Genomic DNA, 26,994 nt, shown 5'->3' on the forward strand with positions numbered 1-26,994 from the left:
CTCCCTTGGCCCGGTGCGGCCTAGTACGAGAAGGCCATCGGCTTGTCGGCGTCACGGGAGTCGCCGCCGATCTTCGTGGGCGGGTTGAGGTCGGCCTCCGTCAGCTCGGGCGGCCCCGCCTTGACGTACTTCACGAGCAGCTTGACCTCGACGACGGCGAGGATGGCGTACAGGGTGGTGAAGACGATCATCGAGGTGAGGATCTCGCCCTGGGAGACACCGGGGGAGACCGCGTCCTGGGTGCGCAGCACGCCGTAGACGACCCACGGCTGGCGGCCCATCTCGGTGAAGATCCAGCCCCAGCTGCTGGCGATCAGCGGAAAGCCCAGGGTCAGGACCGCGATGCGCCAGTACCACTTGGTGAGGGTCGGACCGAGGGCCTTCTTGGGCAGCAGCACGAGGTGGGGCACCTCGTCCTCGCCGACCCTCAGGTGCTGCGGCAGCAGGAACTTCTTGCGGGTGAGCCAGAGTCCGACCGTGCCGATGGCGACGGACGCCATGCCGAAGCCGATCATCCAGCGGAAGCCCCAGTAGGCGACGGGGATGTTGGGACGGTAGTCGCCAGGGCCGAACTTCTCCTGTTCGGCCTTGTTGACGTCGTTGATGCCGGGGACGTACGACTCGAAGTCGTCGTTGGCGAGGAAGGACAGCAGGCCCGGGATCTCGATGGCGACCGTGTTGTGGCCCTTGTCGACGTCGCCGTAGGCGAAGACGGAGAAGGGCGCAGGCGCCTCGCCGTCCCACAGGGCCTCGGCGGCGGCCATCTTCATCGGCTGCTGCTTGAACATGACCTTGCCGAGCAGGTCGCCACTGATCGCGGTGAGCATGCCGGCGATCAGCACGGTGACCAGGCCGAGCCGCAGGGAGGTCTTCATCACCGGTATGTGCTTCTTGCGGGCCAGATGGAAGGCGGCGATGCCGACCATGAAGGCGCCACCGGCGAGGAAGGCCGCCGAGAGGGTGTGGAAGACCTGGGTGAGCGCGGTGTTCTGGGTCAGGACGAGCCAGAAGTCGGTGAGCTCGGCCCGGCCCTTGGCCTCGTTGATCCGGTAGCCGACGGGGTGCTGCATCCAGGAGTTGGCCGCGAGGATGAAGTACGCCGACAGGATCGTGCCGATGGAGACCATCCAGATGCAGGCCAGATGGATCTTCTGCGGAAGCTTGTCCCAGCCGAAGATCCACAGGCCGATGAAGGTGGACTCGAAGAAGAAGGCGATCAGCGCCTCGAAGGCGAGCGGAGCCCCGAAGACATCACCGACGAAGCGGGAGTAGTCGGACCAGTTCATGCCGAACTGGAATTCCTGCACGATGCCGGTGACGACACCCATCGCGATGTTGATCAGGAAGAGCTTGCCCCAGAACTTGGTGGCTTTGAGGTACTTCTCGTTCCCCGAGCGCACCCACGCGGTCTGCAGGCCGGCGGTGAGCGCGGCGAGCGAGATCGTGAGCGGGACGAAGAGGAAGTGGTAGACGGTCGTGATACCGAACTGCCAGCGCGCCAGGGTCTCCGGCGCCAGAGCGAGGTCCACGTCTTCTCCTTCCATGCCGTGGCACTGCGGCAGTTGCCCCGCCTGTCACGTACATCTCAGGACAACCGGGACGGGCTTGTGAATGCATTCACATTCACAAGCAAGTATGACGCATGCCCGTTCGAGAGGGGAGCGGGGGGTGCCCATAAACAGGGGGCCCGGAGAAAAATCTCCGAACCCCCTGGTCAGAAGCTTCTGACGTTCTAGAGCTCCTTGCGGAACGTCTCTGTCACCTTCAGGAAGATGTCGTTCGCCTCGGTCTCGCCGATCGTCACGCGTACGCCCTCTCCGGGGAAGGGCCGCACGACGACACCGGCCTGCTCGCACACACCGGCGAACTCGACCGTGCGCTCCCCCAGCCGCAGCCACACGAAATTGGCCTGGGTCTCCGGCACCGTCCACCCCTGGCCACGCAGCGCCTCGACGACCCGGTTCCGCTCACAGACCAGCGAGCCGACCCGGCCGAGCAGCTCGTCCTCGGCGCGCAGCGAGGCGACCGCGGCGTCCTGTGCGAGTTGGCTCACACCGAACGGCACGGCCGTCTTGCGCAGGGCGGCCGCCACCGGCTCATGAGCGATCGCGAATCCCACCCGGAGACCCGCGAGACCGTACGCCTTGGAGAAGGTGCGCAGCACACAGACGTTCGGCCGCTCACGGTAGAACTCGACGCCGTCCGGCACCTCGACATCCCGTACGAACTCTCGGTACGCCTCGTCCAGCACCACCAGCACATCACCGGGAACCCGGTCGAGGAACCGCTCCAGCTCGGCCCTGCGTACCGCCGTCCCCGTCGGGTTGTTCGGGTTGCAGACGAAAATCAGCCGGGTCCGGTCGGTGATCGCGTCCGCCATCGCATCCAGGTCGTGAACATCGCCCGGCGTCAACGGCACCTGCACGGACGTGGCCCCACTGATCTGCGTGATGATCGGGTACGCCTCGAACGACCGCCAGGCGTAGATCACCTCGTCCCCGGGCCCCGAGGTCGCCTGCAGCAGCTGCTGGGCGACACCGACCGAGCCGGTGCCCGTCGCCAGATCCGTGACCGGCACGCCGAAGCGGTTCGCGAGCTCGTTGACGAGCCCCGTGCACGCCATGTCCGGGTACCGGTTGAAGGACGCGGCCGACCCCGTCACGGTCTCCAGCACGCCGGGCAGCGGCGGGTAGGGGTTCTCGTTGGAGGACAGCTTGTACGCCACCGGGCCGCCCGCCGCGGCCGGCTTGCCGGGCTTGTAGGTGGGGATACCCTCCAGCTCGGCTCGCAGCTTGGGGCTCGTCTCGCTCACCGCAGTCCTCCTCGTCGACGTAATGCTTCTCACCCTATGAGGATTCGGCGCCCCTGCGAATGGCCCGTGGACAACCGCGTCCGTCCTGTGTCCCCACCTCGGCCGGCCCATCCGCCCCCATGGGCATCAGCGCACGAAGGCGTACGAAATAGGGGGCGCACTGCTTCCGAGCGCACGCGCCGGTGGCTCACGCCGTAGCGCGCATCACCCGTGCAGGTGAGTTGAGACCTCTTCGAAACATCAGCTACTTGGCAGGCCCATGCGCGTCGACAAGTCACGTACTGGCATCTGAACGTGCAACTCCCTTGCATTGCAAGGAGTTTGACCCTCTATGACCATGCAGAAACGTGCCTGTCAACGAGTGCATATGCGTCCGCACTACCCCACCGCAAGAGCCCTACTATCGGCTCGCCATGACAGCAGCAGGGAAGCACCAGGTGAGCCGCGCGGAAACTCCCCGCCGAGGCAGCCGGTCGGGCCGGGCGGGCATCCGGGACGTGGCCGCCGCCGCCGGAGTCTCCATCACGACCGTTTCCGACGCCCTCAACGGCAAGGGCCGGCTCCCGGACGCCACCCGACGCCATGTACGCGAGGTCGCCGACCGACTTGGCTACCGCCCCTCGGCGGCGGCCCGAACCCTCAGAACCGGCAAGTCCGGCCTCATCGGCCTGACGGTGACCACGTACGGGGATGAACCTTTCACCTTCACCGAGTTCGCGTACTTCGCGGAAATGGCGCGGGCCGCCACATCGGCCGCGCTGGCCCGGGGCTACGCCCTGGTCATCCTCCCCGCGACCTCGCGACACGACGTGTGGTCGAACGTCGCCCTGGACGGCACGGTGGTCATCGACCCCTCCGACCACGACCCGGTGGTCAGCGAACTGGTCCGCCAGGGCTTACCGGTCGTCTCCGACGGCCGTCCGGCCGGCACCCTGCCGGTCACCGCGTGGGTCGACAACGACCACGAGGCCGCCGTCCTCGGCATCCTCGACCACTTGGCCGACGCGGGTGCCCGCCGGATCGGACTCCTCACCGGCACGACGACGGACACCTACACGCATCTCTCCACCACCGCATACCTGCGCTGGTGCGAGCGCGTGGGCCAGGATCCGGTGTACGAGGCCTATCCGGCGCACGATCCGTGCGCGGGGGCCGTAGCCGCCGATCGGCTGCTGGCCCGGCCGGACCGCCCGGACGCGGTCTACGGTCTCTTCGACCCGAACGGCACCGATCTGTTGGCCGCCGCCCGGCGGTACGGTCTGCGCGTCCCCGAGGACCTGCTGCTCGTCTGCTGCAGCGAGTCCACCGTGTACGCGACAACCGAACCCCCGATCACCACGCTCTCGCTCAAGCCGCGCAGGATCGGCACCGCCGTGGTCCAGCTCCTCATCGACGCCATCGAAGGGGTCGAATCGGACCAACCGGTCGAGCAGGTGATACCGACGGAACTGATCGTGCGGACCTCGTCCGAGCGGCGTCCGCCGCGTACGACGGTCAGTCCGCCGCGGTCACCCGAAGAGGGTTGACGCCCGAACTGAGGATCCGAACGGGATTTGGGCGGGGAGAGCCCCGCCCAATTCGGGAGAAAACCGCGGTGAACTGGGGCCCTGCGCCATTTCACCACCCCTGGGTCATCACATGGCGCGATCCGCATTCCTATGATGGGCGCACACACCGGCGGGCCGCTGCGACCAGGCAGTCCGATGCGGTGCAGATGCGGGCGATGGTGGTGGAGGGGTCGATGACGCAGGGGGCCGGTCAGGGACCCGAGGTGCGGACGCCGACGGTGCGCGATTTCCGTGTGCCCGCGTACGTCCACGAGGCCGGTCCGTACGGACAGACCACAGAAGCCGGTGAGGCCTCCAGGCCCGCCGAGGACCCCGAGGGCTACCCGGAGGGGTACACCCCGACCCAGCGCGACCTGCCGGTGATCAACCGGGGTGACACGCTGCAGGTCGTGATCGACCCGGAGGACGCGGTGGCGGAGCAGTCCCCCGCCCGCCCGGGCCCTCTCTTCGTCGTCGGAGACGTCCACGGCTACCTCGACGAGCTCCTCGCCGCGCTCCACGAGAAGGGGCTCGTCGACGACGCTGGCAACTGGTCGGCGGGCACCGCCCGGCTCTGGTTCCTCGGCGACTTCACCGACCGGGGCCCGGACGGCATCGGCGTCATCGACCTCGTGATGCGCCTGTCCGCCGAGGCTGCCGCCGCCGGCGGCTACTGCAAGGCCCTCATGGGCAACCACGAGCTGCTGCTGCTCGGCGCCAAGCGGTTCGGCGACACCCCCGTCAACTCCGGCGCGGGCACCGCCACCTTCCAGGCCGCCTGGCTTCTCAACGGCGGCCAGAAGACCGACATGGACCGCCTCCAGGATCACCACCTCCAGTGGATGGCCCGCCTGGACGCCATGGAGGAGGTCGACGGCCACCTCCTGGTGCACTCCGACACCACCGCCTACCGCGACTACGGCGACTCCATCGAGGCCGTCAACGACACCGTCCGCGAGACGATCACGCGCAACGACCCGGACGAGGTCTGGGACCTCTTCCGCAAGTTCACCCGGCGCTTCTCCTTCCGTGACGAGGGCGGCGCCGAGGCCGTGCGCTCGCTTCTGGAGACGTACGGCGGCACCCGCATCGTGCACGGCCACAGTCCCATTCCGTACCTCTTGGGCGAGGTCGGCTCGGAGGACGGCGAGGACAGCACGGGCCCCTCGGTCGACGGACCGTACACCTATGCGGGCGGTCTGGCCGTCGCCATGGACGGTGGCGTGACCATGGCCGGAAAGCTGCTGGTCCAGGAACTCCCCTTGCGTACCTGAGCCGTCGGCGGGCAGACGTGGGACGGCGGCGGACTTCGCCGGCCGGGGGCCAATTTCTTCAAACCCCCTGTCACCGCCCGCCGTCACCGCTCTACCATCGGCTTATCCGTAGCAGGCTCCCCTCCGTTTCTGCCCGACGGCTCGTCAGCATGCCGAGCCACAAGCCCTACGGAGCATCGGGGGATGCACATGAACAGCGTTCCGCAGCACCTGCTCAGTGAGGACCGCCAGGAGTTCGAGCGGATCCTCGGCGAGGTGCTGCGCTCCGCACCACACCGCCCGGAATTCGCCGCCGGCCTCCAGCGGCTCAACACCGAACAGCTGCGCACCATGGCGCTCAACGCCACGGCCATCATCACGGCCGCCGCGGCGACCGAATACCAGTACTACGTGAAGGTCCGCGACGAATTCCGCAGCCCGTCGGTGACCACCCCCGCCCATGAGGGGACGGCGTCCGGCACCGGCGAACCGGACGGCACCGCCGTGGGCCTCGCGGCCACCGTGGGCGAGGTCACCGAGGCGGCCGGCGCGGGCGCCGGTGCCATCGCCGCGGTGCTCGCCCCCGTCCTCGCCGGAACCGCCGCGGTGCTCTTCCTCCTCGTGGGCTACGTCATGAAGGCGCTCGACCCCGAACGGGCGATCGCCGAGACCCTGCTCACCACGGGGTGGGTCTTCGGCGCGGTCACCGCGGCGGCGATCCTGGTGGCCGCCGTCGGCCTCCTGCTCACCGCCCTGCGGAACAACGCCACCGCCCTCCTGGACGGCGGGGCCCGCAGCGAGTTGAACGAGGAGGTGACCCGGGCCCGGGAAGCCTGGCGCGAGACACTGCTGGAGCGCGGCATCCTGCCGTTCCTCCGCGACGCCCTCGCCAACCCGAGCCCGGCACTGCTGAACGAGCCGGACCGGCCGGCCCCGCCCAGCCGTATGCCGCACCTCGGCTACAACCGCCCGAGCTTCAGCAGCAGCCCGGACAGCGGCAGCTCACGCTCACGCCCCAGCTACAGCAGCCCGGACTTCTCCAGCCCGGACTTCGGCGGGCCGGAACACCAGCCCGAGTAAGACCGCCCGGCCGCCGTCCCGGACACCGGCCGGTGCCGGTGGACATGGCTCGACACCGGTCGCTCAGATGATGCCCGCCCGGCCGGCGTCGGTCACCCAGGTCGGGAATTCGGACAGGAGCCGGTCGTACAGCTCCTGGTCGGGGACGGTACCGATGTCGTCCACGGCGAAGAATCCGACGTTGTCGACGCGACGGCCGGGCAGCGTGTCGAAGCGCTCCAGCACTCCGTAGTTTGCCCGTCCCAGCCCCACGAACTGCCAGAAGATCGGCTCCTCGACAGCATCCCGCAGCTCGCGCTCGATCAGAGCGTCGCGGTAGACACCCCCGTCGGTGAAGAACAGCACCAAGGTGGGGGCACCGGCGGGATTCTCCCGGACGTACGTGCGTACCTGGGCGATCGCCTTCTGTTCCTCGTTCTGGATGCCGATCGTCCGCATGTCGATCTGGCCTGTCTGCAGCCCTCGGGCCGGCTTCTTGCCGCGTCGGAAGAGGCTCATCTGTCCGACGCGCACATGCAGCTGCAACCATGCGGGGAGTTCGCCGATGCGCAGGTCAGGAAGCCGTGCCGCGTTCGAGGCGAATGTCCAGGCCTGCATCTCACCGTCGTCGTCCAGCTGCGCGGCAACCGCGGCCATGCGCTCGACGACATCGGCGACGATGCCCTTGGAGTAGAGGAACGACATGGACCCGGAGGCGTCCAGGACCAGGATGACGCGGGCGGTTACTCCCGCCGCACCGTGCTTCCTGAGGCTGACGGCCACCTGCTCCTTACGCAGCGACAGACGCTTGCGCATGTCGACGGGCAACCGTTCCTCGTCCTTGTTGAGCCGCGGGCCCACCGGTGCAGCGGCTGGGACGGGTGGTGCCGTGGCCGGGGCAGGTGGCGCAGGGGACGGAACAGCTGGTGCCGCGGCGGGGGCAGGTGGCGCAGGAGCCGGCGAGGACACGGGCGGGTCCGGGGGCGCGTCGTCTACGGTGATGCCGAAATCGGAGGCCAGCCCGGCGAGTCCGGAGGCGTATCCCTGACCGACCGCGCGGAACTTCCACTGCCCCGCCCGTAGATACAGCTCGCCACCGATGAACGCGGTCTCCGTCCCCGCCTCCATGGGAAACCGTGCGATCTCGGTTCGTCTCCCCGCGTCCCACAGCCGCAAGGTGAGTCCGGGCACCTGTCCGAACGTTCCGCCGTCGGCCGAGGCGCACAGCAAAACCCGTTCGACAGCGGGTTCGAGCGCTTGCAGATCCACCTCGACCGTGTCGGTCAGAACACCGCCGGCGCTCTGTTTCCCCCGGTGTGCCACCGCGTTCGACGCATGCCGAGGCTGGTTGTAGAAGACGAAGTCGCCGTCGTCCCGAACGCGTCCCACACCGGTGAGCAGCAACGCCGAGACGTCGACATCGGGTACGCCGGGCCCTTCGGACCACGTCAGCTCGACGCGTACCGAAGGGGCGTCGACGGGAAGGTTGGCACCCTTGCTCAGTGCTCTCGCTGTCATGGGGGAAAGTCTGCCCGCCGAGAGCGCGGGAGGGCAGACCTCCTGCTGTCCGCACGGCGTGCGATGCCCCGGGGCGCCGGGGCATCGCACCCCGGGTCTCACTCCGCCAGCGGCAGATACACCCGGTTCCCGCTCTGCGCGAACTCCTTCGACTTCTGGAGCATCCCCTCGGCGATCTCCTCCTGGGACGCCCCCTCCGCCGCCGCACCGCCGAACCGCTCGGTGATGCTGTGACTGATCTTCATCGAGCAGAACTTCGGCCCGCACATGGAGCAGAAGTGTGCCGTCTTGGCAGGCTCCGCCGGCAGCGTCTCGTCGTGGAACTCACGAGCCGTGTCGGGATCGAGGGCCAGGTTGAACTGGTCCTCCCAGCGGAACTCGAAGCGGGCGTCCGACAACGCGTCGTCCCACGCCTGTGCGCCCGGGTGCCCCTTGGCCAGGTCCGCCGCATGCGCCGCGATCTTGTAGGTGATGACGCCGGTCTTCACATCGTCACGATTGGGCAGACCCAGGTGCTCCTTGGGCGTCACGTAGCAGAGCATCGCGGTGCCCCACCAGGCGATCATCGCGGCGCCGATGCCCGAGGTGATGTGGTCGTACGCAGGGGCGACGTCCGTGGTCAGCGGGCCGAGCGTATAGAACGGAGCCTCATCGCAGATCTCCTGCTGCAGGTCGATGTTCTCCTTGATCTTGTGCATCGGGACATGTCCCGGGCCCTCGATCATCGTCTGTACGTGAAAACTCTTGGCGATCGAGTTCAGTTCCCCCAGCGTGCGCAGTTCCGCGAACTGGGCCTCGTCGTTGGCATCCGCGATGGAGCCCGGGCGAAGTCCGTCGCCGAGGGAGTACGTGACGTCGTAGGCGGCGAGGATCTCGCACAGCTCCGCGAAGTTCTCGTAGAGGAACGACTCCTTGTGGTGCGCCAGGCACCAGGCCGCCATGATCGAGCCGCCGCGCGAGACGATGCCGGTCTTGCGGTTCGCGGTGAGCGGTACGTACGCCAGTCGCACGCCCGCGTGGACTGTCATGTAGTCCACGCCCTGTTCGGCCTGCTCGATGACGGTGTCCTTGTAGATCTCCCAGGTCAGCTCCTCGGCCCGGCCGTCGACCTTCTCCAGCGCCTGGTAGAGCGGCACGGTACCGATGGGGACGGGGGAGTTGCGCAGCACCCACTCGCGGGTGGTGTGGATGTTCCGGCCCGTGGACAGGTCCATGACCGTGTCGGCACCCCAGCGGGTCGCCCAGGTCATCTTCTCGACCTCCTCCTCGATGGAGGAGGTGACCGCGGAGTTGCCGATGTTGGCGTTGACCTTCACCAGGAACCGCTTGCCGATGATCATCGGCTCGATCTCGGGGTGATTGACGTTCGCGGGCAGTACGGCCCTGCCCGCGGCGATCTCCTCACGCACGACCTCGGGTGAGACGTTCTCCCGTACGGCCACGTACTCCATCTCGGGGGTGATCTCGCCGCGCCGCGCGTACGCGAGCTGGGTCACCGCCCGGCCGTCACGGCTACGGCGCGGCTGGCGTGGCCGCCCCGGGAACACCGCGTCGAGGTTGCGCAGTCCGCCACGCGGCGAGGTGTGCTTGATCCCGTCGTCCTCGGGGCGCACGGGCCGGCCCGCGTACTCCTCGGTGTCTCCTCGGCCGATGATCCAGTTCTCGCGAAGGGGAAGCAGTCCTCGCCGGACGTCGGTCTCCGCTGTCGGATCGGTGTACGGGCCGGAGGTGTCGTACAGGGTGACGGACTGTCCGTTGGTCAGATGCACCTGGCGGACCGGCACCCGCAGATCGGGGCGCGAGCCCTCGATGTACGCCTTGTGCCAGCCGATGGACTTCCCGACCTCCAGGGGCTGTTCACCCTCGTTGTGTTCGCCCTCGGACGAGCCGGATGTCCCGTCCGTCTGGCTGGAGGCAGGCGTGCGTGCGTCCTCGATGGTCATGAGACCTACTCCCTACGCCGGCATTACCCGGTAACAGGTTCAGCGGTCGACGCAGCGATTTCCGCCCGACGATGTTCCACGTGAAACATCGCGTCTGCGGAGGTCAGCGCCCTCTCAGCCCGGTGCTCCGAGCTCCCGCGTGTGCAAAGGTGCCTCCACGCTAGCCGCAGATGTGGCGCGGTGAACAGTGGGCATCGCTCGTTCTTGCGATGATCGGTCGGTGACCACGACGCAGCAGCCCCCGCCTCCGCCCCCCGAGCCGCCCCACGGCCATGGCCCCGGAAACGGTCATGGGCATGGATCCGACGGCGGCCACGGCTACGGTTCCGGAGGCGGCCAAGGCTCCGGGGGCGGCCACGGTCCCGGTGACGGACATGGCCACGGCCCGTCCTCCGGCGGCGGCCACGGGCACTCCCACAGCCACGGCCCCGCCGCTCCCGTTTCGCAGCACCTACGCAAGGTCATCGCGGCGGTGCTGATCCCCTTCGCGACCGCGGTCGTCGTGGGCCTCGTCGTTCTCTGGCCGGGCGGCGCCCCCGCGCACGAGCGCACCGGGGTGGGCTTCGACCGGCAGACACAGCAAGCCACCGTCACCAGGGTCGAGGAGGTCGACTGCTCGTCGGTGAACGCATCGGGCGACACCCCGACCGGTGACACCTCCACCGCCGAGGGCTCGTCCGCCCAGCAGCAGGCCAACGGCACCTGCAAGAAGGCCACGATCCGCGTCGACACGGGTGACGACAAGGGCCGTACGTTCACGGAGATCGTTCAGCCGGACCAGTCACGGCAGTTGGAGCAGGGCCAGGAGGTCGTGGTCGCGTACGAGCCCGCCGCGCCCAAGGACCTGCAGTACTCGGTCACCGATGTGAACCGGAAGCTCCCGATGGCCCTGCTCGCCGGGATCTTCGCACTCGCCGTCGTGGTGGTGGGCCGGATGCGCGGGGTCATGGCCCTGGTGGCGCTGGCCATCAGCTTCATGGTGCTGACCCTCTTCATCCTGCCGGCCATCCTGCAGGGCTCGAACCCGCTGGTCGTGGCGGTCATCGGCGCCAGCGCCATCATGCTGATCGCCCTTTACATGTGCCACGGGCTCTCGGCCCGGACATCCGTGGCGGTGATCGGCACCCTGATCTCACTACTGCTGATCGGCCTGCTGGGTTCGGGGTTCATCGGCTGGGCCTATCTGACCGGCAACACCGACGACAACACGGGGCTGATCCACGGGCTGTACCCGACGATCGACATGAGCGGTCTGCTGCTCGCGGGGGTCATCATCGGCTCGCTCGGTGTGCTCGACGACGTGACGGTCACCCAGACGTCGGCGGTCTGGGAACTGCACGAGGCCAATCCGGCCATGGGCTGGCGGGAGTTGTACCGCGCGGGCATCCGGATCGGCAGGGACCACATCGCGTCGGTGGTCAACACCCTCGTCCTCGCCTACGCCGGTGCCGCGCTGCCCCTGCTGCTGCTCTTCTCGATCGCGCAGAGCAGTGTCGGCACGGTCGCCAACAGCGAACTCGTCGCCGAGGAGATCGTGCGCACGCTCGTCGGGTCGATCGGCCTGGTGGCCTCGGTACCGGTGACCACCGCGCTGGCCGCCCTGGTCGTCTCCGCCGACCGCCCGGGTGCCCCCGAAGCGGCCGCCGTGCCCGCGCCGGCGCGCGGGGGACGAGGCCGCCGCCGCAAGCGCTGAAGCGTTACGGCACCTTGGCGCCGTAGTGGTTCATCCCGCGCTCTGCTCCTCCGCCAGGATGCGGTCCAGAGCCTCGTCGAGCAGCGTGTCGAAGTCGGCGAGGGAGCGCTCCTGCCCCAGCGGCACCAGCTTGTCCGTACGGTCGAGGAAGGCCACCAGCGGCGCCGTGCCGACTCGGAACATCGCCTGGTCGGTGCCCACCTGCAGCCGGATCAGGACCTCCCCGAACGTCTCCGGATCGGCGGGCGCGATGTGCACGTCGCCGTCGCCGCACGGCCGCCCGACGCCGTCGATGAGCAGCTCCCGCCCGAAGGCCCAGGTCACCGGGGCATCGCCGGGCAGGTGGAAGGTCAGCCGCACGGCATAGGGATCGCAGGTCTCGTAACGGAGCTCCACCGGGATGCGGAAGGAGAGCTCCTCCGAGACGAGAAAGCTCATCATGACCTCTGCCTGTACCGACTCGCGCATCGCCTACCCCGCCGTGTTCGTCGACTGGCCAGGAATCATCCGCCTGACACCTCTGGAAGTTTGCTGAAAGTACACGAGAGATCACAAGGAGTGATTTTTCAGATGCTGATAGAGATCGCGAGTGTCCCTAGCAGCTTTCCGATCTCGGTCTGCAACTGACGGGCGAGGGGCAGCAACCGGTCCGCCTGGTGCGAGGGCAGCGAGATGGCGAGAGTCCCGGCGGTCGACCCCGCCGTGATGGGAAGAGCGGCGCAGACCGTCCCCAGGGCGTACTCCTGCCGCTCCACGACCGGTTCCATCCTCCCCATCCGCCCGAGGCGCCGTAGCAGCGTCTCGCCGTCACGGACCGTGTACGGGGTGAGGGACTGCACCGGGTAGCGCTCCAGATGGTCGCGGCGGTCCTCGTCGCTCAGCTGGGACAGCAGACACTGCCCGATGGCGTGCGCGTGACCGGTCTCCCGGAAGTCGGCCCACTCCTCGACCGCCGGGGTGTTGGGGCTGTCCGCGACGCACTTGACCTCGATCTCGCCGTCCCGGTAGATCGCGAAGTACACCGGCACGCCGAGGGTGTCCCGCCAGTGCGCCAGGGCCTCACCCACCGTGCTGCGACGTTTCTGCTGCGCTCCGCTGCTGCTCAGCCGCTCGGCCGCCTCACCCAGGAAGAACAGTCCCTTCTCCCGGCGGAGATAGCCCTCATGGACCAGGGTGCGCAGCAGGTGGTAGGCCGTGGGCAGCGCGAGCCCGGCGTCCCTCGCCAACTGCTTCGCGGGCGCTCCGTGTTCTCGCTCGGCGACGGCCTCCAGCAGTCGCATCGCCCGCTGCACGGAGCCGATCAGGGTGCCGGAGTTCGCCTCCGTCGCGGTGGGCGACGCAGTGGACGGGATACGCGCCCCCCGTCCCGGACCGTGCCCGAGCGGGGACCCGGGGCGTACGGGCCCCGTCTGCGGCCGGGGCCTGGTCGGTGGCGCCAGTGGCTGTGCCTGCGCACGGGACGACGGCGGAGGGGGCTGTGCCTGCGTGCGGGCCGTCGGCGCGGGTGACTGCGTCCGCGACCTCGCCCGTTCCTGTGCCTGCGTCACCGGCGGTTCGGGGCAGCGCACCATCTCCTCGCCCGGCGAGGTACGTGGCTGGACGGGGGGAGCCTGGGTCGTCGACGGCGTCGTACGCGGCGGGGACTGCGGGACCTGAGCCTCCGCCTCCCGGACGCGCGCGTGCTCGGCGGTGGCCACCGGTGTCGATCGAGGGCCCGGCTGTGTGGGCGGAACCGCGGTCTGTGCCGACCGGGAGAGCGGTCGGCCGGAGGAGGCGAGGGATTCTGCTGGTGCGGTGTCAGCCGTGGCCAAGGGGTCACTCCCGAAGCGCGAGGAGGGCCGCCCGTGCGGGGGACACGGGAGGGAGATGCGCCGCCCGCGGGGGTCGAGCCCGCGACGAGTTCCCGGACTCTAGCCGCCCGTCACAGCCCGTAGACGGCCCCGCAGGGAAACTTCCCCCTGGCGAGGGAACCTCACGTTCCTGTTACCGCCGCGCCGTGACCGGGGTTCACCCACTCACGCCTCACCTGTGACGCGACGCTGACGCCTCACCAGTCGCCGCGCGAGGAGGAGCCCGCCGTGAACTTCTTGACGACGTAGACCAGTCCACCGACCAGCGCCACGAAGACCAGCACCTTGAAGAGCAGGCCCACGACGACCTGGACGACGCTGACTATCACCCCTCCGAACACCAACAGGGCGATGACCGGCACCGCGATCCACTTCACCCACCACGGCATCCCCGCGAAGATCTCCCGCATCGCCCTTGCTCCTTGTGTCTCCACCCGTCGCCCCGCCACCGGGGCACTCATTCCGGGCCTTTTGCTGTCCTGCCGTCGATGCTAGGGCCACGCGGGGGCCGTCCGGGGGCCTCGTACCCCTTGTCCATCCCTGATCGTCCCCCTAGGGAACGCCGAAGCGGACGTCAGCCCTCCGGTGGAGAGAACACCACCACGACCCTCAAGTCCTCGGTGATGTGGTGGAACTTGTGGGCGACCCCGGCAGGCACATACACGACACTGCCGCGCGCGACCTGGGTGGTCTCCAAGCCGACCGTGATCGATGCCCGGCCGCTCACCACGAGATACACCTCGTCCTGGCCGTGCGGCTTCTGCGGATCTAGCTCGCCGGCATCGAGCGCGTACAGGCCGACCGACATGTTCCGCTCGCGCAGGAACTGCAGATAGGCACCGTCATTGGCGGCGCGCTCCGCCTCCAGCTCGTCCAACCGGAATGCCTTCATCGACTTAGTCGCCCCTGCCCGGTGCTCGTACCGATCGCTTCTGCCACGATCAGACACATGATGAATTTCCTAGTCAAGACGATCGCCAACGCGGGCGCCCTGGCGGTCGCCGTCTGGCTGCTCGACAAGATCACGCTGACCGGTGACAGCACGGGCAAGGAGGTCGGCACCCTGCTGCTGGTCGCTCTCGTGTTCGGCCTGGTGAACGCCGTGGTCAAGCCGCTCGTGAAGCTGTTGACCCTCCCGCTGTTCATACTCACGCTCGGCCTGTTCACGCTGGTAGTGAACGCCCTGATGCTCATGCTCACCTCGTGGCTGGCCGACGTCCTCGACCTGAGCTTCCATGTGGAGGGCTTCTGGACCGCCGTCCTCGGCGGCCTGATCATCTCGATCGTCTCGTGGGCGCTCTCTCTCGTCCTGCCCGACGGGGACTGAGGTCCGGCATGACCTATCGAGTCTGCTTCGTCTGTACCGGCAACATCTGCCGCTCCCCGATGGCCGAGTCCGTCTTCCGTGCCCGGCTGGAGGAGGCGGGGCTGGAGAACCTGGTCGAGGCCGACAGCGCGGGCACCGGCGGCTGGCACGAGGGCGACGGCGCCGATCCGCGCACCGTCTCCGTGCTGGAGGCGAACGGATACTCCGGCGTCCACACCGCCCGCCAGTTCCAGGTCTCCTGGTTCTCCCGCCTCGACCTCGTCATCGCCCTCGACGAGAGCCATCTCAAGGCACTGCGCCGCCTCGCGCCGACCGCGGCGGACGCGGACAGGATCCGCCTGCTGCGTTCCTACGACGCCGCCGCCGGCGATGATCTCGACGTTCCGGACCCCTACTACGGGGGCCTGGACGGTTTCGAGGAGTGCCTGGAACTGGTGGAGGCGGCGATCCCCGGCCTGCTGGCCGCCGTACGCGAGAAGGTGGAGGGACGGGCCGCATGAGCACGCAGAACCCCGCCGTGGAACCCGGGGACGGCACCCGCGCGGTACGGGCCGGGCTGCCCGAGCCCGTCAAGCACGAGCCGACCCTCCCCGGGCCGGTCTTCGCCGCCCACTACCACCTGCCGGGCGAGCCCACCGGTCCGTACGCCTACGGGCGCGACCAGAACCCCACCTGGACCCTCCTGGAACGCGCCATCGGCGAACTGGAGGCACCGGGACAGGACGACGCCGAGACGGTCACGTTCGCCTCCGGCATGGCTGCCATCTCGGCCGTCCTCTTCTCCCAGCTGCGCTCCGGTGACGTCCTGGTCCTGCCCGACGACGGTTACAACGTGCTGCCGCTGGCAGGTGAGCAGCTGCGGTCGTACGGCATCGAGGTGCGCAGCGCGCCGACCGGCGGCGACGCCCAGCTCGACGTCCTCGACGGCGCCAGGCTGCTGTGGATCGAGACCCCGTCGAACCCGGGGCTGGACGTGTGCGACGTGCGGCGGCTCACCGAGGCGGCACATGCGCGTGGCTGTCTCGTGGCCGTCGACAACACCCTGGCTACCCCGCTCGGGCAGCGGCCCCTCGAACTGGGCGCCGACTTCGCCGTGGCCAGCGGTACCAAGCAGCTGACCGGACACGGGGACGTCCTCCTCGGGTACGTCGTAGGGCGGGACGCCTCACTGATGGCCTCGGTGCGGCGCTGGCGCAAGATCGTCGGCGCGATCCCTGGCCCGATGGAGGCCTGGCTCGCGCATCGCTCGCTCGCCACGCTCCAGCTGCGCGCCGACCGGCAGAGCACCAACGCCCTCGCCGTGGCCGAGGTCCTCAAGGGGCGGCCCCAGGTGACCGGGCTGCGTTACCCGGGGCTGCCGGACGACCCCGCGCACAAGATCGCCTCGCAGCAGATGAGGCGCTACGGGTGCGTGGTGTCGTTCACGTTGCCCACACGCGCGCGTGCCGACCGTTTTCTCGACGCGCTCCGCCTGGTGGACGACGCCACGAGTTTCGGAGGAGTCCGTTCCACCGCGGAGCGTCGCGGCCGTTGGGGCGGCGACGCGGTGTCGGAGGGTTTCATCCGCTTCTCGGCCGGTGCGGAGGACACGGCCGATCTCGTGGCGGATGTGCTGCGTGCGCTGTCGGTTGCGACCGGCTAGTACTCCGCATGCACAACGGGCGGTCCGAGCCTCCCCCCTCGTGGCTCGGACCACCCCCGGTTCCGCGCGCGAAGAACCGCGCGAACAAGGCTAATTGACTCTGCGTCAGTGTCCAATCACAGTAGCGACAGGGGCCTATCGACTTATTTATGGTTGGGCGCTCCGGGCAGCGAGGGGAGGGACGACCATGGATCTGGCCTTACTGCGCACGTTCGTGACCGTGCACCGGGCCGGCTCCTTCACCCGTGCCGCCGCCCTGCTCGGTCTCTCGCAGCCGGCCGTCACCTCGCAGATACGCACCCTGGAGCGTCAGCTGGGCCGCCCCCTCTTCCTTCGCCAGGCCCGCGGAGTGACGCCGACGACCATGGGCGACGAGCTGGCCCACAAAGCGGCCCCGCATCTCGACGCGCTGGTGGAGATCGCCGAGACCGGCCTCGACGACGAATCCTCCTTACGGACCCTCCATCTCGCCGGCCCACCGGAGTTCACCGCCGAGCGGGCTCTGCCCGCCCTCACCGAGCTGACCGGGGACGACGGCCAGGGCTTCGCGCTGCGGGTCTCCTTCGGCAACTCCGACCAGACGCTGGAGGGTCTCGCCGCCGGCCACCACGACCTGGCCATCACCACCGCCCAGGCCCGCGGCCCCCTGCTCACCGCGACCCCTCTCTGCGACGAGGAACACGTTCTGATCGCCGCGCCGCGCTGGGCGGACGAGATCGGGCCCGAGAAGCCGTGCCGCAAGGGGGCGCACCTGTTGGAGGGGCTTCCCGTCGTCGAGGTACACGAGTCAATGCCCTTCGTCGTCCGATACTGGGCGTCGGTCTTCGACGCCCGGCCCACGGCTTCGGGCACCGTCGTGGTCCCGGACCTGCGGGCGGTCCTGGCCTGTGCCGTCTCCGGCGCCGGACTTGCCGTGCTGCCGCGCTATCTGTGCGCCACCGCTCTGGACCGCGGTGACGTGGTCACGCTCCTGGACCCCGCGGTGCCGCCGTTACGGACCTACTTCCTCGTGGTCCGGACCGGAACGCTGGCCTTGCCGCACATCGCGCGGGCGCATGAATGGCTGATGAGGGCCGCCGCGAGCTGGTCCTGAGGCCGCGCTGCAGCCGCTCGACGGAAGCGAGCGATGACACCGAGCCCGCCGGTCGACGCCGAGATGCCACTCTTCACCTACAGCGATGTTTCACGTGGAACATGGAGGGCCACATTTCTCCCATGACCGTACGACCCGTGGTCAAGCGCACCGCCCGTGCCGTTCTGCTCGACGGCGACGACCTGATCCTGATCAAGCGGACCAAACCGGGCATGGACCCCTACTGGCTCACGCCGGGCGGCGGTGTCGAGCCGGAGGACACCACCGTCGTCGACGCGCTCCACCGCGAAGTGCACGAGGAACTCGGCGCGAAGATCACCGATGTGGTGCCGTGCTTCGTGGACACCGTCGAACACATCGGGGAGGACGGCGGCGCCACCGGTGTGAAGGTCCAGCACTTCTTCGTCTGCCGCCTGGAGTCCATGGACCCGTCCAAGCGGCACGGTCCCGAGATGGACGAGCCGCTGGGCGAGTACGAGATCGTACGCATCCCCTTCACTCGGGTCGGCATCGCCTCCGTGCACCTCGTCCCGCTGTCCCTGCGGCACTATCTGGACGGAAATATCGAGGGCGTGCGGGCGATGCACGCGCCGGACCTGGGCTGACATAGCAGCCGCCGGGGCGCTCGGTCTGGGGCCCCCGCCGGTCAGTCTCCGGCCGCCACCAGTTCCTCGACCGAGTCGTGCCGTATGCGGTCCGCGGGGATACCGGCGTCCTTCAACGCGTCGACACCGCTGCGGATCATGCCGGGCGGGCCGGAGAGATACGCGTCGTATCCGTTCCACGGCCCGTGGTCCCGTATCGCGTCCGGCAGTTGCAGCAGTCCGTGCCGATCCACGACCGGGCGCACCTCGAGCCAAGAGTTGGTCTGCTGCAGCCGCAGCAGAGTGTCGAGATCGTAGAGGTCCTGGCCGGTGCGGGCACCGTAGAAAACCTCTACCGGGCGGTTCCGTCCGTGCTCGGCGACGTCCTCCACCATGGCCTTGATGGGTGCGATTCCGGTGCCGCCGCCCAGGCAGAGCAGCCCGCTGTCGGTGGTGTGGTCGACCGTCATCGCGCCGGTCGGCGGCCCCAGCCGCAGAATGTCGCCCGGCCGGGCGCGATGCACGAGCGCGTTGGAGACCCAGCCCGCGGAGATCGCCTTCACATGAAACGTCAGCAGCCCGTCCGAGCGGGGCGCCGAGGCAAACGAGTAGTGCCGCCAGATCCGGGGCCACCAGGGAGTCTCCAAGCTCGTGTACTGCCCGGCGAGGAAGGGGTAAGGCTGGTTCGGACGGACCGTGAGGACCGCGATGTCCGCGGTTCTCGGATCGTGCGAGACGACCTCAGCCAGCCACCAGGGCGGCGACCGCAGTTCGTCCGCCGCCGCCGCGTCGATCATCACCTGGGAGATGGTCGTGTACACCCGAACCCAGGCCGCCTCGGTCTCGTCGTTCCAGCTCGTCTTGGCATACCGGCTCAGGGCGCCGATCAGGCACTCGCCGACGGCCGGGTAATGATCGGCCTGCGTGCCGTACTTGCGATGGCCTCGACCGAGATTCTGCAGGTAGTCGACGAGGACCGGGGTGTTGTCGATGTGTTCGGCAGCAGTCAGCAGAGCCTTGAGCAGGCGGTCGCGCTGGGCGTCCATCGCCGGAGGGAACATCGAGCGCAGCTCCGGGTGCTGGACGAAGAGCAGCGCGTAGAAGTACGAGGTGACCTTGTCGGCGACGGGTCCGACCTCGGCCATGGTCCGCTGGATGAGAACGGCGTCGGGGGAGGCCGTGGGGCCGCCCGACTGGCTGGGCACGCGGGCGTCGAAGACGGAGTGCTCGGAACCGTGCTCCTCTGCGGGCTGCACGGCCAGGGCGGGCGGGGAGTACGGCGGGACGCCTGGGGGAAGGTCGGCGGAGCTCTGTATTCGCTCCCGTGCCACGCCTTCCCGGGGCTGCTCCGCACCACTCGGCGGCTCCAGGGAACGACCCACGGGCCGCAGGCCGGCGAGGCGGTAGCCCTCGGGCTCCTGGTCTTCGCCAGGGGACGGCGAAGACGTACGTGGTGTGAACCAGCCGCCTCCGTCACTGCCCCCCGAAGTGCCGTTGCCGGCCGACGTGGTGGTCGGAGCGTCCATGGTCTGCCTCGCCTCGAACATCTTTCGGTCGATCTACGTACGCCCCCACTCGGAAGTCGCACGCTTTCCCCCGCGGACGGCCTTGCTTTCCCCGTTCGTTCCCCGTCGGCCAATGCGGCCACATTCAGTCCGGCTTCCCGCTCCGTACAGTCAAGTAGGTGAGAGTGTGACGTGAGCCTCAGCTCTCACCGCAGCGTTCCACGGCGCACGAACACCCCACCTCGTAACGGCAAACGCGGGTCTCCGATCCCCCTGTCCGGTTAGGCTGCATTGAGCTGCGTTCGCACCCTTGTCATGAGACGGCCGCATCTCACTTCGGACACGAACCGGACTCGACCCTACCGGCAGGGCCGCCACACACAAGTCCCCCCATCCCGTACCGGGAATTCCATGGGGGCGAATCAGCGGTTCCTTCAATTGCCGGGCCGGGGCACATCAATTCATAGATATCCCACAGATCCCACTCGCGCACGAGTGAGTGTCCGGCCTCAGTCCCGGTTCACATGTCCCAAATGTTTCGCAGCCACGGCGGGCAGGCTTCCCGGCCTGGAGACCGATGTTTCACGTGAAACATCGGTCCGCCCACTGTGCGGTTGGGCGCGAAATGGCCAAACAGGTGCGTGTCTGACCGCAAACCGGTGGACGCCAAGGGCTCATGTCGGACAGCCTGGCCCGCGTGCCGACACTTTCCCCCGCCGCTCTGCCCATCCGCCGCCTGACGCCTCGCGACCGCACCGCCTGCTCCGACCTGTCCGAGGACCGGGGTTGGCCCCGGGAGGAGCACAAGTGGGGGCTGCTCCTTGCGGCCGGCACCGGCTACGGCGTCGACGCCCCCGAAGGGGGGCTTGTCACCGCCTGTGTGGTGACCGAGTACGGCCCTGTAGGCAGCCCTGAACTGGGTGCGATCGGCATGGTGCTGGTCGCCGAACGGTATGCCCGCCAGGGCATCGGCCGCCGTCTGATGCGTCATGTGGTCACAGAGATGGGCACGACTCCGCTGACCCTGCACGCGACCCCGTACGGACGTCCGCTCTACGAAGAGCTGGGCTTCAAGGTCACCGGGCAGGCCGAGATGATCCGCGGACACTTCACACCTGGGGCACCCGACATCTCGGTCCGTACGCGCCCGGCCACGGCCGAGGACCTGACCACGATCCTCAGGCTCGACGGAGAGGTCTTCGGCACAGACCGCACCCACATCCTGACCCGGCTCCCCGCTTTCGCCGATCAGATGCGCGTGGCCGTGGAGAACGACAGGATCATCGGATACGCGGCTGCCTGGCCCAACATGGACGACCATGTCGTCGGCCCGTTGATCGCCCGTGACACTCGGACGGCGAAGGCGCTCATCACGTCCCTGGCCGCCCACACCGACCGACCTTTGCGCACCGACATCGACGTACGTCACGACGAACTGCTGGCGTGGGCGAAGGACCGAGGCCTGGCATCGATCGCCTTCAACTCGGTGATGACGTACGGGCTCACCGAGCTGCCGGGTGACTGGACCCGGCGGTACGCCCCGCTGACCGTGGCGGCGGGCTGAGGCACCTGATCCAGCTGGCTCGTCAGAGGTCAGTGGTGCACGGATGTCCGCCGTGCGGCCGTTCCGGTGCCCTCGACGGCAGTGTCGGCGGCCTCACCCCCGCGTTCCAGCTTCGATGCGATGAACGCGAGCACAAGAGCACTCCCGGCGAGGACGGCACCGACCCAGCTGGGCGCCGTGTAGCCGAGACCGGCGTCGATGACGAGGCCGCCGAGCCAGGCGGAGAGCGCGTTGCCGAGGTTGAAGGCACCGATGTTCACGGCCGAGGCCAGCGTGGGGGCGCCGTGCGCCTGGTCGAGAACCCGCTTCTGCAGCGGCGGCACGGTCGCGAAACCCAGAGCACCGACCAGCGTGATGGTCACCGCAGCGGCGATCTTGTCGTGGGCGGTGACGGAGAACAGTGCGAGAACGACCGCGAGAGCGCCCAGTGAGACGTACAGCATGGGCATCAGCGCGCGGTCGGCGTACTTGCCGCCCACGAGGTTGCCGCCGACCATGCCCAGACCGAAGAGGACAAGAAGCCAGGTGACGGAGGAGTCGGCGAAGCCGGCGACGTGCGTCATCATCGGGGCGATGTAGGTGATGGCCGCGAAGACGCCGCCGAAGCCCAGCACCGTCATCGCCATGGCCAGCAGTACCTGGACGTTCCTGAAGGCGGCCAGTTCGTCGCGGAGGCGGACGTCCTGCGGCCCGGGAAGATCGGGAACCAGCCGGGCGACGCCCAGCAGACCGACGACTCCCAGCGCGGCGACCCCGGCGAAAGTGACCCGCCAACCGACGGACTGCCCGATCAGGGTGCCCAGCGGCACTCCGACCACGTTCGCGACGGTCAACCCGCTGAACATCATCGCGAGGGCACCGGCCTTCCGGTCCGGGGCGACGAGTTCGGCCGCGACCACCGAGCCGATGCCGAAGAAGGCGCCGTGCGCCAGTGAGGCGATCACGCGGCCGAGCAGCATCACGGAGAAGGCGGGCGCGAGCGTGGAGAGCAGGTTGCCCGCGATGAACAGCCCCATCAGCAGCATGAGCATCCGCTTGCGGGACACCCTCGTCCCCAGAGCCGTCATGACCGGCGCTCCGAACACGACGCCGAGCGCGTAGCCGGTCACGAGAAGCCCGGCAGTGGGGATGGAAACCCCGAAGTCGCCCGCGACCTCGGGCAGCACTCCCATGATCACAAACTCCGTCGTACCGATGCCGAAGGCGCCGATCGCCAGTGCCAGAAGCGCGAGGGGCATGAGGACATACACCTTTCAGAAGATTGCACGTGCGCTTATCGAGCGTACACAATACTTGCAGACGCCTTCTATCGGCGTGTGTGGGCAATTGCGTGAGTGGCCTACCCTGGGGGCGAGCAGCTTCGGGACGGAGGAAACACCGATGACGGCGACGGATCCCGCACTCACCGCCCTCGCTCAGGGCTGGTGCGCTCTCTCCCTGTTGCACGGGCGGATCGAGGCCCGCATCGAGCGCGCACTGCAGTCCGGGCACGGCCTGAGCGTGCGGGAGTACTCCCTGCTCGACGTGTTGAGCCGCCAGCACGACGGCGAGGGTGGGCACCTGCAGATGAAGCAGGTCGCCGACGCGGTCGTCCTCAGCCAGAGCGCCACGACCCGGCTGGTCACCCGGCTCGAGGACCGTGGTCTGCTCGCGCGCTATCTGTGTCCGACCGACCGCCGGGGCATCTACACGGACGTCTCCGATGCCGGCCTGCGGCTCCTCGCCGAGGCACGTCCCACCAATGACGCCGCCCTGCGCGAGGCCCTGGACGAGGCGGCCGAAAACCCTGAACTGGCCCCTTTGGTCCGCGTCGTGGAGTCACGGAACGGGTCCGTCTAGGGTGTGCGCATGGGAGATCTCGACATCCGCCCGGCGACCGAGGACGACATCCCGGAGATCGTCGCGATGCTGGCCGACGATCCTTTGGGCGCCCGGCGCGAATCACCCGACGACCTCGCCCCGTACGTCGCCGCGCTGAAGCGCCTCAACGGCGACCCCCTTCAGCATGTGGTGGTCGCCGTCCGCGAGCACCGCGTGGTCGGGACACTCCAGCTGACGATCATCCCCGGCCTGTCCCGGCGCGGCTCCACCCGCTCGATCATCGAAGGCGTGCGGGTCCACGCCGACGAGCGCGGCAGCGGCCTCGGTACGAGACTCATCGAGTGGGCGGTCGACTCGTCGCGGCGCCAGGGCTGCCAGTTGGTGCAGCTGACGTCCGACCTCACGCGCGCCGACGCCCACCGCTTCTACGAACGGCTCGGTTTCGAGGCCACCCACGTGGGCTTCAAGATGCCGCTCTGAATCCCGCCTCTGTTCCTGTTCCGGTTCTTGGGGCGACCGTGGGGTCCCGTTTCACGTGAAACATCGCAAGCGGGCCCCACTGCACCCAAAGTCGTGTCTACGAGACGCCTCGCCACCCCTCGGGATCCACTCCGCCAGGCACGGGAGCCCCCTCCTCGTACGGCTGACGCGTGAACACGAACGATCCGAGGTCCAGGTGGCTCACGACCCCGTCGGGCCTTCGTACGGCCCGCAGGACCTCTCCGGCGAAGTAGCCGTTGAGCCCGGTCCAACTGCCGTCGTCGTTGCCCCGGAAGCGAGCACCGCGCAGAGTGGCAGAGAGCGGGTCCAGTGAGAGCCCGCCGTCGGCGACTAGACGCAAAGCGAAGCAGTACGTCCCCCAGTACCAAGGCCCGGCCAGCTCCAGAACCGAAGAGTCCACCTCGGGCAGCGGCCGCCACGGGTCGGGGATCCGCGGCTCGGCCTCCGCCACGATGCGGACCAGGTCGGCGGCCACCTCCGACACCACTGGCCCCGAGGTGCAGTTAACCAGCACGACGGCCGCCACGTCGTCCTCGACGCTGATGGTGAGCTGGGCGAGGAAGCCGGGTACCGAACCGCTGTGACCGATCAGGAACCGGCCGTCCCGGTGCTGAAGCTGCATGCCGAGCCCGTACGCCGAACCGGCCGACACGTCGGCGGCCTCCCCCGGTGCGGCGGGCATCCGCATCTCCCGGACGGATTCCGCACCCAACACCCGGTCGTCCCCCCTGGTCAGGAAGACCGCGAAGCGCGCCAGATCGGCTGCGGTCGACCAGAGCTGCCCGGCAGGCCCCATCCTGCCCAGGTCCTCGACCTTCTCCGGCAGCATCACGTCCGCCCAGGGATGCACGGCCCAGCCGCCGGCGTGCGGTGCCACCGGGTGCCACGTCGTGCGGCGCAGGCCGAGCGGTTCGAGCACCTCGCGGCGCAGGACGTCCTCCCAAGCAGCGCCCCGCAGCTTTTCGACGAGCGCACCGAGGAGGGTGAAGCCGGGGTTGGAGTAATGGAAACGGCGGCCGACGGGATGACGGTGGGGCTGCTCACCGAGCACATCGGCGAGTTCCGGACGCAGGGATCCCGGGGTGCGCTCCCACCAGGGCGACGGCGACTCGGCCGCCAGTCCGCCCGTGTGCGCGAGCAGTTCGGCGATGGTCGCCTCCCCCGCGCCGGTACCCGGCAGGTGCTTCTCCAGCGGATCGCCGAGGTCCAGGACACCCTCGTCGCGTAGCCGCAGCACCAGGACAGCGGTGAAGGTTTTGGTGATCGAGCCGATCCGGTACTGCACGTTCTCGTCCGGCGCGTGCCCCTCCACCGAGGTCCGCGCCCCGTTCCACACGGTCTCCCCGCCCCTCACCAGCACCGCGACCAGTGACGGAGCGCGTCCCTCGGCCTGAGCGACGGCGATGCGGTGCAGCAGAGCCCGACGTGTGGCGGGAAGCAGCTCTTCCTGAGGTGTTGTCATACGCCCAGTCCATCGGGCCGGACACCGCCCGTCGAGCGCATTTCCTGTAGGTTCTCGCTTTCGGTGTCATGTGCCGACGCTGTGACCTGGACGTCCCTCTTCAGTCTCACGCGGTGTCGACCGACGGCTGTCTCAGATCGGTGTCATTTCCTCAGACTGTCCAGCAGGCTGCACCGCCTGTCCGCATACCCGGTCTGGGTGCACGACCACGTACGGAGATACGAGCACCAGCGGCTCATGTCATCGCGCGGGCATGGTGGTGGCAGGGCCCCAAACCTCCAAGATGACTGCTGTGCCGGCCACGGCTCGGTCCTCGTGCATGGTGATCTGCTGGCCAGGCTGGACGTGCGTCCAGTGGGAGGGAGTGAGGGGCACAAGGCGAACCGTGGCTCGCCCGCCGGGCTCCAGCATGGGCATGTTCTCAACCCAGAGCCTAGCGAATGCTGGGTTGCGTCCAGGGAAGTGGTGTACGGGTTCGACCTGATCCGGGGGTTTGCTCCGGCATCGGGATGGTGCCCGCATAGATGAACGGCCACCGGCTGATCTTCGAAGTGTCGAAGCCTCGAAGGAGATCAGCACGATGACCGCACCAGACAGTCTGCCCCTGCACGCCCTCGCCGAGGACAACCTCGCCGCGGCGAGTCCCGACCTGCTGCGCGCGATGGTCAAGACGTTCGCCGACGCACTCATGTCCGCGGAGGCCGACGCCCTCTGCAACGCCGAGTACGGGCAGGTCAGCGACGAACGCGTCAACCACCGCAACGGCTACCGCCCACGCGAGTGGGACACCCGCGCCGGGACCGTCGAACTCGCCGTTCCCAAGCTGCGGCAGGGCAGTTACTTCCCGCACTGGCTCCTCGAACGCCGTCGGCGGGCTGAGCAGGCCCTGATCTCGGTGGTCGCAACCGCCTACCTGCTCGGTGTCTCCACGCGCCGGGTCGAGAAGCTCGCCGAGTCCCTCGGTGTCACCCAGCTGTCGAAGTCCCAGGTCAGCGCGATGGCGAAACACCTCGACGAGCAGGTCGCCGCCTTCCGCAACCGGCCGCTCGACGCCGGGCCTTATGCGTTCGTCTGGGTGGACGCGCTGACCCAGAAGGTCCGCGAGGGCGGCCGCATCATCAACGTCCACGCCCTGATCGCCGTCGGCGTCAACGCCGACGGCCACCGCGAGATCCTCGGCATCGACGTCGCCACCGCCGAGGACGGCGCCGGCTGGCTCGCCTTCCTGCGCTCGCTGACCGCCCGCGGCCTGAGCGGGGTTCAGCTGGTCGTCTCCGACGCGCACACCGGCCTGGTGAGCGCGATTGGTGCCGTTCTGCCAGGGGCTTCCTGGCAGCGCTGTCGAACCCACTACGCCCGAAATTTGCTCTGCCAGGTCCCGAAATCGGCTCAGCCGTGGGTGGCCACGCTACTGCGGACCGTTTTCGAATAGCCCGACGCCGACGCCGTGAAGGCCCAGATGCGGCACGTCCTGGACGCGTTGGAAGCCAAGTTCCCCAAGGCCGCGGCCCACTTGGACGCCGCCCAGCACGAGCTGCTGGCGTTCATCGCGTTCCCGCGCGAGATCTGGAGGCAGATCTGGTCGAACAACCCGCAGGAACGGCTGAACAAGGAGATCCGCCGCCGCACCGACGTCGTCGGGATCTTCCCCGACCGCACCGCCCTGATCCGGCTCGTCGGTGCGGTGCTGGCCGAACAGAACGACGAATGGACCGAAGCCCGCCGCTACATGGGACTCGACCTGCTGGCCAAGGCCCGCCTCCACCCGATCGAGTCAGAAACCGACGAGACCGCCCTGCCCACCGAACTCACCGCATAGC

The 26,994-nt window shown here is 68.7% G+C and carries 24 protein-coding genes and 1 pseudogene; 14 read left to right on the plus strand and 11 right to left on the minus strand.

Annotation, left to right across the window (positions count from 1 at the left end; genetic code table 11):
- Positions 1-20 precede the first annotated feature (20 nt).
- Both ACWCRJ_RS19480 and hisC read right to left on the minus strand, forming a co-directional pair.
- The gene (locus ACWCRJ_RS19480) at positions 21-1,529 is read right to left on the minus strand and encodes a cytochrome ubiquinol oxidase subunit I (RefSeq protein ID WP_450940416.1); all 1,509 of its coding nucleotides are present in this window, start codon (positions 1,527-1,529) and stop codon (positions 21-23) included.
- A 203-nt stretch (positions 1,530-1,732) separates the two neighbouring features.
- Complete coding sequence (gene hisC, locus ACWCRJ_RS19485; RefSeq protein WP_450940417.1) at positions 1,733-2,812, minus strand: histidinol-phosphate transaminase; 1,080 nt, start codon at positions 2,810-2,812, stop codon at positions 1,733-1,735.
- A gap of 413 nt (positions 2,813-3,225) precedes the next feature.
- Here hisC and ACWCRJ_RS19490 point away from each other — a divergent pair, with 413 nt between their 5' ends.
- From ACWCRJ_RS19490 to ACWCRJ_RS19500, 3 genes are all read left to right on the plus strand, one after another.
- Entirely contained in the window at positions 3,226-4,338 is a 1,113-nt protein-coding gene (locus ACWCRJ_RS19490) for a LacI family DNA-binding transcriptional regulator (RefSeq protein WP_450940418.1), read from the plus strand.
- Positions 4,339-4,538: 200 nt separating this feature from the next.
- The gene (locus ACWCRJ_RS19495) at positions 4,539-5,633 is read left to right on the plus strand and encodes a metallophosphoesterase family protein (protein WP_450940455.1); all 1,095 of its coding nucleotides are present in this window, start codon (positions 4,539-4,541) and stop codon (positions 5,631-5,633) included.
- Between the two features lie 183 nt (positions 5,634-5,816).
- The gene (locus ACWCRJ_RS19500; RefSeq protein WP_450940419.1) at positions 5,817-6,692 is read left to right on the plus strand and encodes a hypothetical protein; all 876 of its coding nucleotides are present in this window, start codon (positions 5,817-5,819) and stop codon (positions 6,690-6,692) included.
- Between the two features lie 63 nt (positions 6,693-6,755).
- On the opposite strand, the gene ACWCRJ_RS19505 is transcribed toward ACWCRJ_RS19500, so the two are convergent.
- Positions 6,756-8,189, minus strand: coding sequence for a VWA domain-containing protein (locus tag ACWCRJ_RS19505; protein WP_450940420.1), 1,434 nt, complete (start codon positions 8,187-8,189; stop codon positions 6,756-6,758).
- 98 nt (positions 8,190-8,287) lie between these two features.
- Positions 8,288-10,132 (minus strand): phosphomethylpyrimidine synthase ThiC, encoded by a 1,845-nt coding sequence (gene thiC / locus ACWCRJ_RS19510; protein WP_450940421.1) that lies wholly within the window; start codon positions 10,130-10,132, stop codon positions 8,288-8,290.
- Between the two features lie 220 nt (positions 10,133-10,352).
- On the opposite strand from thiC, the gene ACWCRJ_RS19515 reads away from it, so the two are divergent.
- Entirely contained in the window at positions 10,353-11,825 is a 1,473-nt protein-coding gene (locus tag ACWCRJ_RS19515; RefSeq protein WP_450940422.1) for a YibE/F family protein, read from the plus strand.
- A 30-nt stretch (positions 11,826-11,855) separates the two neighbouring features.
- Here ACWCRJ_RS19515 and ACWCRJ_RS19520 read toward each other — a convergent pair whose 3' ends face one another.
- Positions 11,856-12,293 (minus strand): SsgA family sporulation/cell division regulator, encoded by a 438-nt coding sequence (locus ACWCRJ_RS19520; RefSeq protein ID WP_005482911.1) that lies wholly within the window; start codon positions 12,291-12,293, stop codon positions 11,856-11,858.
- Positions 12,294-12,391: 98 nt separating this feature from the next.
- Complete coding sequence (locus tag ACWCRJ_RS19525) at positions 12,392-13,117, minus strand: IclR family transcriptional regulator (protein WP_450940423.1); 726 nt, start codon at positions 13,115-13,117, stop codon at positions 12,392-12,394.
- Positions 13,118-13,310: 193 nt separating this feature from the next.
- Here ACWCRJ_RS19525 and ACWCRJ_RS19530 point away from each other — a divergent pair, with 193 nt between their 5' ends.
- A complete protein-coding gene (locus ACWCRJ_RS19530) occupies positions 13,311-13,481 on the plus strand; it encodes a hypothetical protein (protein WP_450940424.1) in 171 nt (56 codons plus the stop codon).
- A 391-nt stretch (positions 13,482-13,872) separates the two neighbouring features.
- Here ACWCRJ_RS19530 and ACWCRJ_RS19535 read toward each other — a convergent pair whose 3' ends face one another.
- Complete coding sequence (locus ACWCRJ_RS19535) at positions 13,873-14,085, minus strand: DUF5326 family protein (protein ID WP_450940425.1); 213 nt, start codon at positions 14,083-14,085, stop codon at positions 13,873-13,875.
- 164 nt (positions 14,086-14,249) lie between these two features.
- On the minus strand, positions 14,250-14,567 hold the full coding sequence (locus tag ACWCRJ_RS19540; protein WP_028797115.1) for a cupin domain-containing protein: 318 nt from the start codon (positions 14,565-14,567) through the stop codon (positions 14,250-14,252).
- A 57-nt stretch (positions 14,568-14,624) separates the two neighbouring features.
- On the opposite strand from ACWCRJ_RS19540, the gene ACWCRJ_RS19545 reads away from it, so the two are divergent.
- The 5 genes from ACWCRJ_RS19545 to ACWCRJ_RS19565 all read left to right on the plus strand — a co-directional run bounded on the left by ACWCRJ_RS19545 (position 14,625) and on the right by ACWCRJ_RS19565 (position 18,342).
- Positions 14,625-15,002, plus strand: a complete 378-nt coding sequence (locus ACWCRJ_RS19545; protein ID WP_046913162.1) for a phage holin family protein — start codon at positions 14,625-14,627, stop codon at positions 15,000-15,002.
- Between the two features lie 8 nt (positions 15,003-15,010).
- Entirely contained in the window at positions 15,011-15,502 is a 492-nt protein-coding gene (locus tag ACWCRJ_RS19550; RefSeq protein ID WP_450940426.1) for a low molecular weight protein-tyrosine-phosphatase, read from the plus strand.
- A complete protein-coding gene (locus ACWCRJ_RS19555; protein ID WP_450940427.1) occupies positions 15,499-16,644 on the plus strand; it encodes a cystathionine gamma-lyase in 1,146 nt (381 codons plus the stop codon). Before ACWCRJ_RS19550 ends, ACWCRJ_RS19555 begins: the two co-directional genes overlap by 4 nt.
- 187 nt (positions 16,645-16,831) lie before the next feature.
- Positions 16,832-17,737, plus strand: a complete 906-nt coding sequence (locus ACWCRJ_RS19560) for a LysR family transcriptional regulator (protein ID WP_450940428.1) — start codon at positions 16,832-16,834, stop codon at positions 17,735-17,737.
- 122 nt (positions 17,738-17,859) lie between these two features.
- Positions 17,860-18,342, plus strand: coding sequence for an NUDIX domain-containing protein (locus ACWCRJ_RS19565; RefSeq protein WP_013002277.1), 483 nt, complete (start codon positions 17,860-17,862; stop codon positions 18,340-18,342).
- A 41-nt stretch (positions 18,343-18,383) separates the two neighbouring features.
- On the opposite strand, the gene ACWCRJ_RS19570 is transcribed toward ACWCRJ_RS19565, so the two are convergent.
- Positions 18,384-19,868: a globin domain-containing protein gene (locus ACWCRJ_RS19570; protein WP_450940429.1), complete on the minus strand. Its 1,485-nt coding sequence runs from the start codon at positions 19,866-19,868 to the stop codon at positions 18,384-18,386.
- Positions 19,869-20,523: 655 nt separating this feature from the next.
- Here ACWCRJ_RS19570 and ACWCRJ_RS19575 point away from each other — a divergent pair.
- Positions 20,524-21,390: a GNAT family N-acetyltransferase gene (locus tag ACWCRJ_RS19575; protein ID WP_450940430.1), complete on the plus strand. Its 867-nt coding sequence runs from the start codon at positions 20,524-20,526 to the stop codon at positions 21,388-21,390.
- A 29-nt stretch (positions 21,391-21,419) separates the two neighbouring features.
- Here the strand turns inward: ACWCRJ_RS19575 and ACWCRJ_RS19580 are convergent, their stop codons facing one another.
- Positions 21,420-22,628 carry an MFS transporter gene (locus tag ACWCRJ_RS19580; RefSeq protein WP_450940431.1) on the minus strand — a complete coding sequence of 403 codons (1,209 nt, stop codon included), beginning with the start codon at positions 22,626-22,628 and terminating at the stop codon, positions 21,420-21,422.
- Between the two features lie 142 nt (positions 22,629-22,770).
- Between ACWCRJ_RS19580 and ACWCRJ_RS19585 the strand changes: the two genes are divergently transcribed.
- Together ACWCRJ_RS19585 and ACWCRJ_RS19590 are read left to right on the plus strand one after the other, a co-directional pair.
- On the plus strand, positions 22,771-23,229 hold the full coding sequence (locus ACWCRJ_RS19585; RefSeq protein ID WP_450940432.1) for a MarR family winged helix-turn-helix transcriptional regulator: 459 nt from the start codon (positions 22,771-22,773) through the stop codon (positions 23,227-23,229).
- A gap of 9 nt (positions 23,230-23,238) precedes the next feature.
- Complete coding sequence (locus ACWCRJ_RS19590) at positions 23,239-23,691, plus strand: N-acetyltransferase family protein (protein ID WP_450940433.1); 453 nt, start codon at positions 23,239-23,241, stop codon at positions 23,689-23,691.
- A gap of 97 nt (positions 23,692-23,788) precedes the next feature.
- Here ACWCRJ_RS19590 and ACWCRJ_RS19595 read toward each other — a convergent pair whose 3' ends face one another.
- Entirely contained in the window at positions 23,789-25,174 is a 1,386-nt protein-coding gene (locus ACWCRJ_RS19595) for a serine hydrolase domain-containing protein (RefSeq protein WP_450940434.1), read from the minus strand.
- A 580-nt stretch (positions 25,175-25,754) separates the two neighbouring features.
- Here ACWCRJ_RS19595 and ACWCRJ_RS19600 point away from each other — a divergent pair.
- Positions 25,755-26,993: pseudogene (locus ACWCRJ_RS19600) on the plus strand (IS256 family transposase).
- The last annotated feature ends 1 nt before the right edge of the window (position 26,994 follow it).

Source organism: Streptomyces sp. NPDC002324 (genome assembly GCF_053593335.1).

Coding starts and splice junctions, on each gene's coding strand:
- ACWCRJ_RS19490 (WP_450940418.1), top strand. CDS start 3,226: ATGACAGCAGCAGGGAAGCACCAGGTGAGCCGCGCGGAAACTCCCCGC.
- ACWCRJ_RS19500 (WP_450940419.1), top strand. CDS start 5,817: ATGCACATGAACAGCGTTCCGCAGCACCTGCTCAGTGAGGACCGCCAG.
- ACWCRJ_RS19505 (WP_450940420.1), bottom strand. CDS start 8,189: ATGACAGCGAGAGCACTGAGCAAGGGTGCCAACCTTCCCGTCGACGCC.
- thiC (WP_450940421.1), bottom strand. CDS start 10,132: ATGACCATCGAGGACGCACGCACGCCTGCCTCCAGCCAGACGGACGGG.
- ACWCRJ_RS19520 (WP_005482911.1), bottom strand. CDS start 12,293: ATGCGCGAGTCGGTACAGGCAGAGGTCATGATGAGCTTTCTCGTCTCG.
- ACWCRJ_RS19535 (WP_450940425.1), bottom strand. CDS start 14,085: ATGCGGGAGATCTTCGCGGGGATGCCGTGGTGGGTGAAGTGGATCGCG.
- ACWCRJ_RS19540 (WP_028797115.1), bottom strand. CDS start 14,567: ATGAAGGCATTCCGGTTGGACGAGCTGGAGGCGGAGCGCGCCGCCAAT.
- ACWCRJ_RS19545 (WP_046913162.1), top strand. CDS start 14,625: ATGATGAATTTCCTAGTCAAGACGATCGCCAACGCGGGCGCCCTGGCG.
- ACWCRJ_RS19550 (WP_450940426.1), top strand. CDS start 15,011: ATGACCTATCGAGTCTGCTTCGTCTGTACCGGCAACATCTGCCGCTCC.
- ACWCRJ_RS19555 (WP_450940427.1), top strand. CDS start 15,499: ATGAGCACGCAGAACCCCGCCGTGGAACCCGGGGACGGCACCCGCGCG.
- ACWCRJ_RS19560 (WP_450940428.1), top strand. CDS start 16,832: ATGGATCTGGCCTTACTGCGCACGTTCGTGACCGTGCACCGGGCCGGC.
- ACWCRJ_RS19565 (WP_013002277.1), top strand. CDS start 17,860: ATGACCGTACGACCCGTGGTCAAGCGCACCGCCCGTGCCGTTCTGCTC.
- ACWCRJ_RS19570 (WP_450940429.1), bottom strand. CDS start 19,868: ATGTTCGAGGCGAGGCAGACCATGGACGCTCCGACCACCACGTCGGCC.
- ACWCRJ_RS19580 (WP_450940431.1), bottom strand. CDS start 22,628: ATGCCCCTCGCGCTTCTGGCACTGGCGATCGGCGCCTTCGGCATCGGT.
- ACWCRJ_RS19585 (WP_450940432.1), top strand. CDS start 22,771: ATGACGGCGACGGATCCCGCACTCACCGCCCTCGCTCAGGGCTGGTGC.
- ACWCRJ_RS19590 (WP_450940433.1), top strand. CDS start 23,239: ATGGGAGATCTCGACATCCGCCCGGCGACCGAGGACGACATCCCGGAG.
- ACWCRJ_RS19595 (WP_450940434.1), bottom strand. CDS start 25,174: ATGACAACACCTCAGGAAGAGCTGCTTCCCGCCACACGTCGGGCTCTG.